Origin of the sequence: Hungatella sp. SB206, from assembly GCF_051132295.1 — a bacterium.
Lineage (GTDB): Bacteria > Bacillota > Clostridia > Lachnospirales > Lachnospiraceae > Hungatella > Hungatella effluvii.
In genome coordinates this window covers 2,655,881-2,669,240 of sequence record NZ_CP096603.1, presented here as the reverse complement: position 1 = coordinate 2,669,240, position 13,360 = coordinate 2,655,881, and the positions used below count along the sequence as shown (strand labels likewise).

Sequence of the window (13,360 nt, the reverse complement as noted above, 5' to 3'; positions counted from 1 at the left end):
TTCGTTCTACACCGCGACGGGCTTCGATTTTGCTTCGTTCTATCCCGCAGTGGACCTCGATTCCGCTCCGCTCCATCTCGGTCACGGGCTTCGCCCTATGGAATCCGGTAAGCAGCAATCTGCTTTCATGCAAGCATGACGCAGATTGCTGCTTACCGGATTCCACACTGCTCATTGCCACCGCGTATATCATAGCTCAAAGCGCATCATAAGTAAAGTCAATATTATTTATATTCTCCATAAGTTTCAGTTATATTATTGGTTTTTCCGGTTTTTCCATCAATAGTTCCAGCAGACGGCCTCCGGCGGGAGACATGGGATTTTTTCGGTCTGTGATGATGCAGAAACTCCGCTCCGGCATTCCCTGCTTAAATTCCAGTTCAAACAGATGGCCTGCTTCGATTTCCTTCTCTGCAAACTCCGACATCACGCAGCCGATTCCAAGATTCCTCATGGCAAACTGGACAATCATATCACTGGTCGCCAGCTCGAATTCCGGTTCCACGACAATACCCAGCTTCTCTAAAAAATCATCCATAAACCGTCTCGTACTCGTATTCTTTTCCAGAAAAATACAGGGAAGTTCTTTCAGAATACCGTATTCCAGCCTTTTCCCCTTTAAATGCTTAAACTGCTCTCCCGCCACAAAAATATTCCGGATCTTCTTTACCTCAGTGACAGAGACCTCCGGCCTCGCATCGACCGGGGAGCTGACCACGCCGAAATCTATGGTTCCATGACTTAAAAAGCCCAGTGTCTCCGGTGTGGGGCCGTTGGACACCGTTACCTTAACCTTCGGATATTTCTCGTGAAAACGCTCCAGAAACGGCAGTAAATAAAACTGAAGCGTCATATCGCTGGCTCCGATTCTAACCTCTCCCGTATCCAGATCCTGCATCCGCCTTAACATATTCTCCCCATACCAGATATCATCTAAACCCGATTTCACATAAGAATAGAGAAGCTCTCCCTCTCTCGTCAGCCTGACACCTTTGGAGGTCCTGATAAACAGCTTCGCATCGACGGAAAGCTCAAGCTGGCGGATCGCCTGGCTGACGGCCGGCTGGGAGATGCACAGCTTCTCCGCGGCCAGCGTGATGCTGCCTAACTGTCCTACGTAATAAAACACCTTGTAATATTCCAGATTGCTGCTCATACCGTATCCTCCTGAAAAGAGCAGAGACTATCGATCGCCTCTGCTCTGTATCTATTCTTATTTTAGACATTAATCTCAGCCGTCATCCCAAGAACATCCTGATTCGCGGAAAGCAGCGGCCGAATCACTTCATCCAGATAGATCTCCACCTGAGCCGGCGCGCATCCGACATACTTCTTCGGATCCATGTTCTGCTTAAGTTCATCAAGGCTTAAATTGAACGCAGGATCGGCGGCAATCAGCTCCAGGAGATTATTGTCCATACCGTTTTCCTTCACATTTCTTCCGGCCTCCATGGACAGCTCACGGATTTTCTCGTGAAGCTCCTGTCTGTCACCGCCTGCTTTTACGGCATCCATCATAATATTCTCGGTAGCCATAAATGGCAGTTCCGCCATCATGTGTTTCTCGATCACCTTCGGATAAACGACGAGACCGTCTACTACATTTAAGTAAAGGTCCAGAATACCGTCAATCGCCAGGAATCCCTCCGGAATGCTGAGACGCTTATTCGCGGAATCGTCCAGCGTGCGCTCGAACCACTGGGTGGAAGCCACCAGCATGGGGTTCATCACATCGGACATCACATAGTTTGACAGAGAGGCGATTCTCTCGCTTCTCATCGGATTGCGCTTGTAGGCCATGGCGGAAGAACCGATCTGGCTCTTTTCAAATGGCTCCTCGATCTCCTTCAAATGCTGAAGCAGACGGATATCATTGGAAAACTTGTGCGCGCTCTGTGCGATGCCGGCCAGTATATTTAAGACACGGCTGTCCACCTTTCTCGAATACGTCTGGCCGGAAACCGGATAGCAGCCCGGATAGCCCAGCTTCTCTGCGATCATCGGATCCAGCTTTCTTACCTTGTCCATATCGCCGTCAAACAGTTCCAGGAAGCTGGCCTGTGTGCCCGTGGTGCCTTTGGAGCCTAATAAACGGATGGAGCCTGCCACATAGTCTAAATCCTCTAAATCCATGACCAGCTCATGCATCCACAGTGTAGCGCGTTTTCCAACCGTAGTCGGCTGTGCCGGCTGAAAATGGGTAAATGCCAGCGTCGGCTGATCTTTGTACCTGTCTGCAAACTTCGCCAGCTCCGCAATCACGTTGACCAGTTTTTTCCTGACTAACGCCAGCGCTTCGGTCATAACGATAATATCCGTATTGTCGCCCACGTAGCAGGAAGTCGCTCCCAGATGGATGATTCCCTTTGCTTTCGGGCACTGTACGCCGTAAGCGTACACATGGGACATGACGTCATGACGCACTTCTTTCTCGCGCTGCTTCGCTACATCGTAATTGATCTCATCCTGATGGGCCTTCAGCTCATCGATCTGTTCCTGTGTAACCGGCAGCCCCAGTTCCATCTCCGTCTCGGCGAGAGCGATCCAGAGCTTCCTCCATGTGCGGAATTTCTTATCCGGTGAAAATATATACTGCATTTCTTTGCTGGCATAGCGCTCAGACAAAGGACTCTGATAGCGGTCGTTCATAAAAATATACCAAGGAGACTGATGGCTTTCGTCATACGTAGGAACCGGCATGTGACTGATACCGTTTCCACGTCTCCACCCTTTCTTTTGATTTTATTTCCATCCACATTCTGAGTCCAGAATACAAAACCCAGAGTGACATAGTAGCTATGCTGCCATTTTATCCGGTTGCCCGGATTGTTTTGGCCTCATGTCAGTGGGGGATATCTGCCCGCCACTGCCGCTAAGTTTGTTTTTGCGATTCATCTCCCACCTGTAGAGGTTGGGAGAATTCTCGTTGATTTTTGTTAAATATCATATCATAATCTGCTCACAGTTAAAAGCAAAAAATCACAAAATTTACGGTTGTGCCGGATCATGCCGAATCTTACCCATCTCACTGCCGCTCTCCCTGCATAAAAGGCGCCGGGCCGGATAGTGACACAATCCGGTGCAGCGCCTCTTTTCTTCTGCGGAATCTCTGAACTACTGCACATACACGTCCGCAGATTTCAGGACTACTGCACGTACACGTTCGCAGACTTCTGAACTACTGCGCGTACTCGCCCCGGATATCCTCCTCAGGCGGCTGGATCGGATACTCACCGGAAAAGCACGCGGTACAGATTGGCAGTCCCTGTGCCATTTCCGTCAGCCGTTCCTGTCTTAAGAAGGACAGGGAATCCGCGCCGATCATGTCGCAGATCTCCTGTACCGTCCGGCCGTGAGCGATCAGCTGGTCCTCGGAAGGAATATCCGTTCCAAAGTAACACGGATGGAGAAATGGCGGAGCGCTGATCCGGACATGGACCTCCTTCGCCCCTGCTTCCCGCAGCATCCCGACGATCAGAGCGCTGGTGGTTCCCCGGACAATGGAGTCATCAATCATGATGACACGTTTGCCCGCCACAGCCTCCTTTAAGACGTTCAGTTTAATCCGAACGGCCGACTCCCGGCTGCTCTGCTTCGGCTTGATAAAGGTTCTGCCCACATAGGAGTTCTTGACAAAGGCAGTGCCATAGGGAATTTTTGACTCCATGGAATAGCCCAGCGCAGCTCCATTGCCGGATTCCGGAACTCCCACCACCAGATCGGCTTCCACCGGTGAATCTAAAGCCAGGGCACGGCCGGCAAGAATTCTGGCCTGATAGACGCTCACTCCGTCAAACACGCTGTCCGGTCTGGCAAAATAAATGTATTCAAATACACATCTCGCTTCCCTGCTCCGGTTCTGAAAGCACAGCCTCGTATCCGATGCGATACCATCCTTCGTAATGGTAACGATCTCACCCGGTCTGACGTCCCGGACGAATTCCGCTCCGATCGTATCCAGCGCACAGCTTTCCGACACCAGAATATAGGCGTTGTCCCGTTTTCCGATACAGAGGGGCTTGAATCCGAAGGGATCCCTGGCCCCAATCATTTTTCTGGGACTCATGGCAACAAGGGAATATGCTCCCACAATCTTCTTCATGGCTCCGGCAACCGCCTCTTCCACAGAAGATGTCTTCACACGCTCCCTTGCGATGTGGTAGGCAATGACTTCAGAATCAATCGTAGTCTGAAAAATCGCCCCCGAATATTCCAGCTCCCGGCGAAGATCCGGCGCATTGACAAGATTGCCGTTATGCGCCAGAGCCAGAGTGCCTTTTATATAGTTTAAAACCAGCGGCTGGGCATTTTCCCTGGTACTGCTGCCCGCCGTCGAATAACGAACATGACCCACTCCAATATTGCCGTGAAGACCTTCTAATATCTCAGGAGTAAAGACTTCGTTACACAGACCCATCCCCTTATACGCGTTTACTTTCCCCTTAGGGCCCGCCGTATCGCTGACCGCGATTCCACAGCTTTCCTGCCCCCTGTGCTGCAATGCGAATAATCCGTAATAAATGGTAGACGCCACGTCCCCGTGATCGAAATCATACATTCCGAAGACGCCGCACTCCTCATGTAACTCATCCCCCGCAGTAATATTCAAGTCATGTCTCATGTAGTAATACCTTTCTGTGCTGTTTACTGGATACCAAGACGGCGGAATACTTCTTCGTAAGCGTCTTCTACGTTGCCCATATCGCGGCGGAAACGGTCCTTATCCAGTTTTTCATGTGTTTCCTTATCCCACAGTCTGCAGGTATCCGGAGAAACCTCGTCGGCCAGAATGATCTGTCCATGGTAACGGCCAAATTCGATCTTAAAGTCGATCAGCTCGATGCCAAGGCTGTCAAAATACTCTCTCATCACTTCATTTACCTTGAAGGTATACTTTGTGATCGCGTCGATCTCCTCCTGAGTTGCCAGGTTCAATGCCAGCGCGTAGTAGCTGTTGATGAACGGATCGCCCAGATCATCATTTTTATAGCTGAATTCCAGTGTAGGACAAGCGAACTTAATGCCTTCTTCCATGCCCATCTTCTTTGCGAAGCTGCCTGCGGAGAAGTTTCTTACAATTACTTCTAAAGGAACGATCTCTACTTTCTTAACAGCGGTCTCACGGTCGCTTAATTCCTCGATGAAATGAGTCGGAACGCCTTCTGCTTCCAGCTTCTTAAAAATGTGGTTTGTCATGCGGTTGTTGATCGCGCCTTTTCCTACGATGGTACCCTTTTTTAAACCGTTGAATGCCGTAGCGTCATCTTTATAATCCACAATTAATACGTCCGGATCCTCTGTTGTATAAACCTTTTTCGCTTTTCCTTCATACAGTAATTCTTTTTTCTCCATGGTATCCACCAGTCCTTTTCCTGAATTAATTTATAAGTTTTATGAATAAAACCAAGGTATTTCAGTAGAAATTATAATACAGTGAAAATGCGATTGCAACATTTTTATATATTATAAATTCTTATGGCCGAGGGCTGTATTCGCATATAAATGCGCCGGACACCGCGTTAATCCGGTCTGTTCTCCACATTTTCACGGCGAAGCTTCTCCTCTGTCCGCCAGAATTCCACCCTGCCCTCTTTCCAGTCAATTGTAACACCGCTGTCCTTTTTGTCAGATGGGGGCACATCTTCTAAAGTCCCAAAATCCGCCGTCTCCACCGTCTCTTCCTTCACGCAGCCGATATGTAATCGACGCGCGGCCTCCGTAAAAATACCGGGATCATTTACACCTATAACGATCAGTTCCGCCAGAGCCATACAGCTTAAACAGTTTCTGAAAATGTGTATACGTCTTCCCATAGACGCCCTGAGAAAGCCGCGGCTTCTCCACGGCTTCTTACTCCGGTTATACCGTTTCATCCGTTGTTTTTCTGCAAACAGGGTATTCTTCAAAAGCCCGTCCCTTCTTTCTCCGCATTAGTCATTTGTTGCATTTCCATCGCCATTCACCGGAATCGCCTCTCCCAGGTACGTCGGCTCCGGCTTGAAGATTCCGGTCATAAAGTCTTTCCCTCTGGCCAGCAGTTCCCTCACATCACGCCGCTTCTGACCGGCGTACGTCCTCTGGTCAGAAGCCACGCCATAAGCGTCGAGTCCCAGCTGTTTCGCGGCATACAGCGCTCTGTAGAGATGGTAGCGCTGTGTCACGATGATCACCTTGTCCGCCTGAAACACATCGCGGGCCCGGTACATGCTCTCGTAGGTGGAAAAACCGGCATGATCCATAAACACATCCTCGGAAGGCACGCCGCGGGCCACGGCGAACTGCTTCATCACGTTCACCTCGTCGTAATTTTTCCGGCCGTGATCTCCGCTCATCAGCAGCTTTAAAGAAGCGCCTGCGTCGTACAGCTCGATCCCGCGAAGCAGACGGTCCTCCAGCATGTTGCTGGGGTTTCCGTCCGGATGGACGCCCGCTCCCAGGACAAGGATGCAGTCCGCTCCCAGCGCGGCCGCCTCCTCCTGTGAAAGAATCCGTTTTTCCGTAGATTTGATCATATATGTATTGACGCCCGCCAGGCAGACAATACCGGCAACGCCCAGAACGATCAGTGTAATAAATGCCTTTTTTATCAGCTTTTTCATTCTTTTATCCTCATTTCTGTTATACGCTCCATTATATAACAAGGAAAAAAAGGCTTCAAGCCTTTCCGGGCCTGAAGCCATTTTATTTTTCGTCTCTGTTCTAAAATACTTATTCTGCAGCAGAGCTCATATCAGCACTGTTGGTCGGATGGCCGTTGCTCTCGCCAGTTATATCATCGACACCTCTCTCAACATCATTGATCATGCCGTCGATGACTCCGGTGCTTTCCTCAGCGTCTTCATCAGCATTTCTTGTAGTACCCATACCTGCTGAGGTCGATTCCATTGTTGAGGAGGATTCCATAGCCGTTGTCTGCGTTGTAGCTGCGCTGCTGCCTCCAGTGGTCTCATTTGTTGTGTTCTTATTGCTGCCGCATGCGGACAGACACATCACTGTCATAATGACAAGTACTGCAAATACATATGGTTTTATTCTTTTCATAATACATTCTCCTTTCATTTTCTATGCTTAGTATGTGTTAGAGGAGAATAAATTATGGTGGGAAATTTTTCTAATTTTTTTAATTGCTTAAAGCCGGAAAACAGCTTAAAAATTCTTGCCTTAAAGTCATTTTGTCCGTTCTGCAGAATATAAAAAAAAGTTCATTTCCGTATTCCTAAAATTCTTTGCAGCTTTATCAATAATTTTCATCCCATTTCGAACAGCAACATTTTGAGAAGCTATATGTGTGTCCCGAATCATCGAGCAGACAGACAAACTGTGATTTAAATTATTCTCATTTCATCTGCTTTTTTAGCTTTTTGATATGCCAAATCCAAAAACTGCTGAATCGATAGATGTTCATAATCCCAATTCATAGGTTCCAAGGAGGTGGCACCTTGATATCCTGTAAGTGCAATTCTTTTCATCACATTAACCCAATCTATATTGCCATCAAACGGCAACTGATGTTGATTATGCTTTCCACCGTTATCCTGTAAATGTAGCGCCATTAAACGATTTCCATATAGTTTCAACAAGTCGTCATCAGGAGCGTAATTCAGGTGATGACAACTATCGTAACAATATCCTACATTTTTTGATTGGAATGCCTCTAATACCAATGCCAAATTTAAAATATTATTCAAATTTTCAAAAGCAACTTGAATATTCTTCTTTTCTGCCTCACTAATAACATTTTCCAATCTTTTAATACCTAAATCATTGACAGGATGCTCATCATCAGGTAAATGAATAACCATTGTTGTTATATTATATTGAAAGCAGTCCTTTACGCATTGCAGATAAGTGTGAAATACATTTTCTCCATCCAAATTGTCTAATGACAAACAGTTCTGTTCATGAACTGGCGTATGAATATTTTCTATATACAATCCGGCACTTCTTGCATATTGAACATCTTTCTGATAATCAATACCCCTGCCGAACCTGTCGCTCCACCAAAGCATCACACAGTCAAAACCAGCATTTTTTATCAATTTATATCTTTCCTCAAAAGGAACATTATAACCTGCACCATACCCAAAACAATCATATATTCCTATCATATAAATCCCCCAACAGCTTCCACTTTGTTAAGTACGCCTTATTTGACTAATGCGAATTTAGCAAAATAGCCTGATTGCTCCGGCCAAAATACTATCTTCTACAGATCAACACGGCATGATTGCTCATTCCTGTGCATGATTCATAACTTGCCATTTGATCAAGCAGCGGTTTCATTATTTCAAATCTTTCATCGCTCATCGCTTCCACGATACTCACAGTTACAAAAAGTCATCTTTATTTTGCGTCAAAATAATTTCGTTGGCGTTTTCGTTCGGATAATATTCTCTCAGTTTGTCGTGTACACAGGCACCCGTATAAATACCGATTTTGCTTATATATGAAAATACAACAATTCCGTTATTTTTACAGATTCACCTGCATTCAGCAAAAACAAGCTCTACTACTTTTGTGTTTTGGTTTATGTATTCACTGATGAGCAGCTCTCTTTTCCTCACCGGCATTTTAATATTTTTCTTTAACTTTATTTTCATTGCCAGACATGTGCATTCCACGTTTTCAGCCCGTTCTCCACTTCGCGCTTCCTTCGATCATCATTCTTAATTTTCATCACGTTTTATATTCAGCCCGGACAGTTCCCCCTTTTTATCCCGGACCGCATAAATTTTAATCGAACTGTCGTCAAAGGGGCCGAAATAGTGCCCCAGCTCTTTGTCTTCAAAATACCCTACCAATTCGCTTTCGTAGTATAAACGGTCGCTTTCCCGGTCATAAGTCAGGCCGTACTGCTGATAGACCGTATACGCCTCTTCAATGGTGTCTTTGATATACTCATTTAATTTTTCATCGTTCCCGCCGCCATTAAACGGTGCTTCCCCGTCGTCTGTATACCCGTTTATATTTTCCGTTATCTGCAATTCACAGAGAGCTGACCGCAGAGAAGGCGTTCTATCCGCAAATGCCTGATCATCAAAAAGTTCCAGGCCGGTCACACCGCCTCTTTCATCGTGCAAGGCATAAATATCCACGGTTCCATCCTGATTGGGCCATTCCTTATAGTGGTCGTCATCCACAACGTCTTCAAAATAGCGCACCAGCGCTCCATTATAGTATAACCGATTGTCCTTTTTATCGTAGCTCAGCCCATACGGCTGGTAAACCTCAAATATCTCTGCAATCTCTTCCCGCTTCTGATCAGACGGCCGCCAGGACGCTTTCGCCTTCGTATGAAACAGAAGCCCCGCCACCGCGCACAGCAGACATAACCCCATCACTAATATGATTATCTTTCTGCTTCCGAAACTGCTTGATCCACTGGTATTTCTGTCCATAAGAATCTCCTTTACACGAAATTATCTAAAGATGCTTTTTCCTTCAAACTGATTTGGGGGAAGCGAGCTGCAACTGCGCCTTTTGCATCAAATCACAGGAAAGATTCATCCCGTTCTCTTCCACCATAAAGGAACATATCTTCTCAAACCCGTGTGCTTCATAGAATCTGATCGCCCGGGCATTGGAGGACAGCACCTCCAGGACACAACTCCGGAACCCCTGCGCCCTCATTCGGGCCTCGATTTCACAGTAAAGCCCGTGCCCCGCGCCATGTTCTGTATATTCGGGCAGCAGATAAATCGCGTAAAGTTCGGCACAGTCCTGATTCCCGCGCCCTTCCGATCTGCCGCAGACCGCGGCTCCCACAATCGCCTCACCGTCTGCTGCGACTAAGCAGATATCGCCTCTTTCCATGCTGGCCTGCAGGATCTCCACCCAGTGGTCTTCCTGAAGGGAGATCAGATACGCCTCTCTTAGCCGATCACATCCGCCATGGTATAAAGTCTCGGTTCTTTTCCCGCCAGGAACTTTGCTGCCGATACTGCGCCCTTTGCAAAAATAGCCTTGGAGTAGGCGGTATGCTGGAAGGTAATCACCTCATCCTGTCCGGCGAAGATCACGTCGTGCTCACCGACGATGGAGCCTCCGCGGATAGCCTGGATTCCGATCTCATCCTTCTGGCGCTTCTCCCTCGTCTGGGAGCGGTCATATTGATAGTGGTAGTGGTTGTCCATCGCCTCATTGATGGAGTCAGCCAGCGCCAGAGCGGTTCCGCTGGGCGCGTCCACCTTTTTATTGTGGTGTTTTTCCAGAATCTCGATGTCGAAACCGGACTCCGCCAGTACCTCTGCCGCCTCTTTCACCAGCTTTAACAGCAGATTGATCCCCAGCGACATATTGGCGGAACGAAGTACCGCCACCTGACGGGAAGTCTCTTCCACAAGCTGAATCTGTTCTTCTGAAAGTCCTGTCGTACACACTACCACAGGAATCCTCTTATCGGAACAGTAGCTGAGAAGACCGTTTACCGCCTTTGCCGATGCAAAGTCCACGATCACATCCGCCTCCACGGTACACGCCTCCAGAGAGGGAAATACCGGGTAGGAATTCTGTATGGTGTCATTTACATCAATTCCTGCAGCAATCGTGATATTCTCGTCTTCTTCAACAATTTTAGAAATCACCTGTCCCATGGCTCCATTGCAGCCGTGCATAATCATCTTTACCATAAGTATTTTTCCTCCATTTTATAATGAGTGCAGGGAAGTTTCTGAGAGTGCTCAACAGGCCGGACGCCCTGATACCGATGCGTCCGGCCTTGCATTTAATGATTAACGGGGTTTATAAAATTCCGTATTCTTCCATAGCTTTCTTTAAACGTTCCTGGTTTGCAGGCTCCATCTCAGTGAGCGGCAGACGAAGCGGGCCAACCTTCTTACCCATTAAGTTCATAGCCGCCTTAACCGGAATCGGGTTCACTTCACAGAACAGAGCATTGATCAGCGGAATCGCTTCCAGCTGAAGTCTTGCACTCTCTTTCACATCGCCGCGGAACCAGGAAGCGCAGATCTCGTGGGTCTGTGCAGGCGCTACATTGGACAGAACCGAAACGACGCCCTTTCCTCCGAGAGAGAGAAGCGGCACGATCTGATCGTCGTTGCCGGAATATACATCCACACAGCCGTCTGCCATCGCAAGCATCGTAGCGATATTCGTGAGATTTCCGCTGGCCTCCTTCACACCGACAATGTTCGGCACGTTCTTACAGAGTGTTACAATCGTCTGCGGAGCGATCGTCACGCCGGTACGTCCCGGTATATTATAGAGAATGATCGGAATCTTCACCGCATCTGCAACCGCGGTAAAATGTGCGATCAGGCCGTTCTGAGTCGCCTTGTTATAATACGGGGACACGAGAAGCAGACCGTCTGCACCGAATTTCTCCGCCTCCTTTGAAAGATAGATGGCTGTATCCGTACAGTTGGAACCGGTTCCGGCCACTACGGGTATTCTCTTATTTACCACTTCACACGTATACTTTATTACGCTTAAATGTTCCTCATGGGTCATGGTGGAAGCCTCACCTGTGGTTCCACAGATGACGATGCTGTCCGTACCGCCGGCAATCTGCTCTTCCAGCAGTTCTTCCAGCTTCTCGTAATTTACCTCTCCGTTGTCCTTAAATGGTGTAATCAGCGCTACACCCGCTCCTTCAAAAAGTGCCATAGTCTTATCCTCCTGATTCAATCTGTTCCTGTTGCCAACGCTTTCGCTACATAAAATCATGCGCCCGCCCCGTGCCATTATCCTGCTCTTATCCTTTTGCCTGCAAAACGATCATTCCTGACAGAGAAAAAGAGCTGACAGCGGGGTCAGCTCTTAAAGTTCAGAATCCGGTAAATACTTCTTATCTTCAAGCAGCGCCCCATCCATGCAGGATGACAGTCATATGATTCTTCATCATATGCCCAGAACAGATACGTCCCGGGCCGTACCGTCCTTCGGCGTCTCATCCTTTCCTCCACCCTCACATGCACCCTGATGCATCAGGCAGAATACTCATAATCAACGCAACCTCTACTTTATTATGTATGTTACCATACTACCATTATTGCTTTGTATTGTCAACTTTAAGATGATCAATTTCTCTGATACCATCCACGAGGGGATCCAGCTCCTTCGGGAATACCTTTCCAGTCAGAATCAGGTCGATTTCCTCAACCCTGGACTGAAGCAGCGTCGTCATCTCATCCATCTCGATAATCCCCTGATCCAAAAGTCCCAGCACCTCATCGAGAATAACCAGGTCACACTCACCGGTCGAAAGTACTTTTCTTGCAAAATTCATGCCGTTGCGGATATTCATCCGTTCTTCCTTCTGCTGCTCCTCCGATAATGTCTCGAAGAAAGCATCGGACTTTTCAAACCGGAAAATCTTCAGTTCCGGTTCCAGCCGCTCTAAAATCTCACAGGAGGCCAGCTCCTGACAGCCCTTTAAAAACTGTATCATGATTACCGTCTGCCCCTTTAACAGAGCGGAGATCCCCATGCCGAGCGCAGCCGTCGTCTTTCCTTTTCCTTCGCCGCATATAACCTGTATTGTACCTTTACTCATCCTTTTGCACCTCATACCAGCAAAAAAGCAATATATTAATATACTACGTTAGAACCCGCTTATCGTATCACAAAATTTAAATTTTTGCAAGTTTTCTTACCGTTTTCTTAATTGCCGCCTTATCCTTTGCTATTCCGCGCATTCCAGCTTGCTGACAGATACCTCGTAAGCGATCCGCTTCTCACACTCGGTTTCGCTGAGCTTCTTCGTATACTCTCTGCTCTGCACGCGGCCCCAGACCTTCACCCGCGCGCCGACTTCGAAACCGGAGGCGTATCTGGCGTTTCTTCCCCACGCGATACACGGAATGTAGTCAGACTTCCCATAAGGCCGGTTTACGGCGAGCAGAAGATCCGCGATCTCTCTGCCCAGAGGAGTCTTTCTGTATATAGGGGCCTTACATATATATCCATCCAGAAAAATCTGATTTGTTTTCGTATAATCCGTAAATTCCTCCAGGAAATGGATCTCACGCACGAAGATGGACAGAACCAGGCGGTTTTTCGTCCCTTCATGCCGGTTATAGGAACGGAACTGTCCCAGGGCTTCCATGGTACAGCCTATGTAATTCGCTTCTACATCGATGAGCCGCTCCGATATCATAAGAGGTATGACATCAGCCTGCTCGCTAAGACGATTTACTGCAACGTCCACCATATAGAATCCTTCTCCGAATACCTCATGGCTGAAGGTGAAGCCGGAGATGATCTCCCCGATTACGCTTACTTTGTTGTTCTCAATCATTTTTTCCGACATTGTATTTCTCCTCTTCTTTCACTAATTTGCCGTAACGATTCAGCCGGGCGTCCTGCGTATTCTGTTTTCCTGCTTTTGAAAACAGAAAGA

At 47.7% G+C, this 13,360-nt stretch carries 14 protein-coding genes and 1 riboswitch; all 14 genes read right to left on the bottom strand.

The genetic code is table 11. From position 1 onward, the window contains the following. Positions 1 to 250: 250 nt before the first annotated feature. The 14 genes from M1L66_RS11625 to M1L66_RS11560 all read right to left on the bottom strand — a co-directional run bounded on the left by M1L66_RS11625 (position 251) and on the right by M1L66_RS11560 (position 13,270). On the bottom strand, positions 251 to 1,156 hold the full coding sequence (locus M1L66_RS11625) for a LysR family transcriptional regulator (RefSeq protein WP_434693053.1): 906 nt from the start codon (positions 1,154 to 1,156) through the stop codon (positions 251 to 253). 62 nt (positions 1,157 to 1,218) lie between these two features. Next, complete coding sequence (gene purB / locus M1L66_RS11620) at positions 1,219 to 2,649, bottom strand: adenylosuccinate lyase (RefSeq protein ID WP_207729101.1); 1,431 nt, start codon at positions 2,647 to 2,649, stop codon at positions 1,219 to 1,221. 529 nt (positions 2,650 to 3,178) lie between these two features. Further along, positions 3,179 to 4,621, bottom strand: a complete 1,443-nt coding sequence (gene purF, locus M1L66_RS11615) for an amidophosphoribosyltransferase (RefSeq protein WP_187021167.1) — start codon at positions 4,619 to 4,621, stop codon at positions 3,179 to 3,181. 23 nt (positions 4,622 to 4,644) lie between these two features. After that, the gene (gene purC / locus M1L66_RS11610) at positions 4,645 to 5,352 is read right to left on the bottom strand and encodes a phosphoribosylaminoimidazolesuccinocarboxamide synthase (protein ID WP_002600301.1); all 708 of its coding nucleotides are present in this window, start codon (positions 5,350 to 5,352) and stop codon (positions 4,645 to 4,647) included. A 167-nt stretch (positions 5,353 to 5,519) separates the two neighbouring features. Further along, complete coding sequence (locus M1L66_RS11605) at positions 5,520 to 5,906, bottom strand: hypothetical protein (RefSeq protein ID WP_187021169.1); 387 nt, start codon at positions 5,904 to 5,906, stop codon at positions 5,520 to 5,522. Between the two features lie 24 nt (positions 5,907 to 5,930). Beyond that, positions 5,931 to 6,599, bottom strand: coding sequence for a SanA/YdcF family protein (locus M1L66_RS11600; protein ID WP_187021170.1), 669 nt, complete (start codon positions 6,597 to 6,599; stop codon positions 5,931 to 5,933). Positions 6,600 to 6,708: 109 nt separating this feature from the next. Then, entirely contained in the window at positions 6,709 to 7,041 is a 333-nt protein-coding gene (locus tag M1L66_RS11595; RefSeq protein WP_434693049.1) for a hypothetical protein, read from the bottom strand. Between the two features lie 284 nt (positions 7,042 to 7,325). Further along, positions 7,326 to 8,108, bottom strand: coding sequence for a sugar phosphate isomerase/epimerase family protein (locus M1L66_RS11590; RefSeq protein WP_434693046.1), 783 nt, complete (start codon positions 8,106 to 8,108; stop codon positions 7,326 to 7,328). 558 nt (positions 8,109 to 8,666) lie between these two features. After that, positions 8,667 to 9,398 (bottom strand): hypothetical protein, encoded by a 732-nt coding sequence (locus M1L66_RS11585; protein ID WP_434693044.1) that lies wholly within the window; start codon positions 9,396 to 9,398, stop codon positions 8,667 to 8,669. A 43-nt stretch (positions 9,399 to 9,441) separates the two neighbouring features. Next, positions 9,442 to 9,834, bottom strand: a complete 393-nt coding sequence (locus M1L66_RS11580; RefSeq protein WP_434693041.1) for a GNAT family N-acetyltransferase — start codon at positions 9,832 to 9,834, stop codon at positions 9,442 to 9,444. Between the two features lie 38 nt (positions 9,835 to 9,872). Continuing rightward, a complete protein-coding gene (dapB, locus tag M1L66_RS11575; protein WP_434693039.1) occupies positions 9,873 to 10,628 on the bottom strand; it encodes a 4-hydroxy-tetrahydrodipicolinate reductase in 756 nt (251 codons plus the stop codon). Positions 10,629 to 10,740: 112 nt separating this feature from the next. After that, on the bottom strand, positions 10,741 to 11,625 hold the full coding sequence (gene dapA / locus M1L66_RS11570; protein ID WP_187021182.1) for a 4-hydroxy-tetrahydrodipicolinate synthase: 885 nt from the start codon (positions 11,623 to 11,625) through the stop codon (positions 10,741 to 10,743). 184 nt (positions 11,626 to 11,809) lie between these two features. Further along, positions 11,810 to 11,987, bottom strand: a riboswitch (Lysine riboswitch). Between the two features lie 20 nt (positions 11,988 to 12,007). After that, a complete protein-coding gene (locus M1L66_RS11565) occupies positions 12,008 to 12,514 on the bottom strand; it encodes a cob(I)yrinic acid a,c-diamide adenosyltransferase (RefSeq protein ID WP_002600311.1) in 507 nt (168 codons plus the stop codon). Between the two features lie 129 nt (positions 12,515 to 12,643). Beyond that, positions 12,644 to 13,270: a single-stranded DNA-binding protein gene (locus M1L66_RS11560; protein WP_002600312.1), complete on the bottom strand. Its 627-nt coding sequence runs from the start codon at positions 13,268 to 13,270 to the stop codon at positions 12,644 to 12,646. Positions 13,271 to 13,360 lie beyond the last annotated feature (90 nt).

What these genes read in the sequence shown, in the direction of transcription:
- M1L66_RS11625 (WP_434693053.1), bottom strand. Translation starts at nt 1,156, where the DNA reads ATGAGCAGCAATCTGGAATATTACAAGGTGTTTTATTACGTAGGACAG.
- purB (WP_207729101.1), bottom strand. Translation starts at nt 2,649, where the DNA reads ATGAACGACCGCTATCAGAGTCCTTTGTCTGAGCGCTATGCCAGCAAA.
- purF (WP_187021167.1), bottom strand. Translation starts at nt 4,621, where the DNA reads ATGAGACATGACTTGAATATTACTGCGGGGGATGAGTTACATGAGGAG.
- purC (WP_002600301.1), bottom strand. Translation starts at nt 5,352, where the DNA reads ATGGAGAAAAAAGAATTACTGTATGAAGGAAAAGCGAAAAAGGTTTAT.
- M1L66_RS11600 (WP_187021170.1), bottom strand. Translation starts at nt 6,599, where the DNA reads ATGAAAAAGCTGATAAAAAAGGCATTTATTACACTGATCGTTCTGGGC.
- M1L66_RS11595 (WP_434693049.1), bottom strand. Translation starts at nt 7,041, where the DNA reads ATGAAAAGAATAAAACCATATGTATTTGCAGTACTTGTCATTATGACA.
- M1L66_RS11590 (WP_434693046.1), bottom strand. Translation starts at nt 8,108, where the DNA reads ATGATAGGAATATATGATTGTTTTGGGTATGGTGCAGGTTATAATGTT.
- M1L66_RS11585 (WP_434693044.1), bottom strand. Translation starts at nt 9,398, where the DNA reads ATGGACAGAAATACCAGTGGATCAAGCAGTTTCGGAAGCAGAAAGATA.
- dapB (WP_434693039.1), bottom strand. Translation starts at nt 10,628, where the DNA reads ATGGTAAAGATGATTATGCACGGCTGCAATGGAGCCATGGGACAGGTG.
- dapA (WP_187021182.1), bottom strand. Translation starts at nt 11,625, where the DNA reads ATGGCACTTTTTGAAGGAGCGGGTGTAGCGCTGATTACACCATTTAAG.
- M1L66_RS11565 (WP_002600311.1), bottom strand. Translation starts at nt 12,514, where the DNA reads ATGAGTAAAGGTACAATACAGGTTATATGCGGCGAAGGAAAAGGAAAG.
- M1L66_RS11560 (WP_002600312.1), bottom strand. Translation starts at nt 13,270, where the DNA reads ATGTCGGAAAAAATGATTGAGAACAACAAAGTAAGCGTAATCGGGGAG.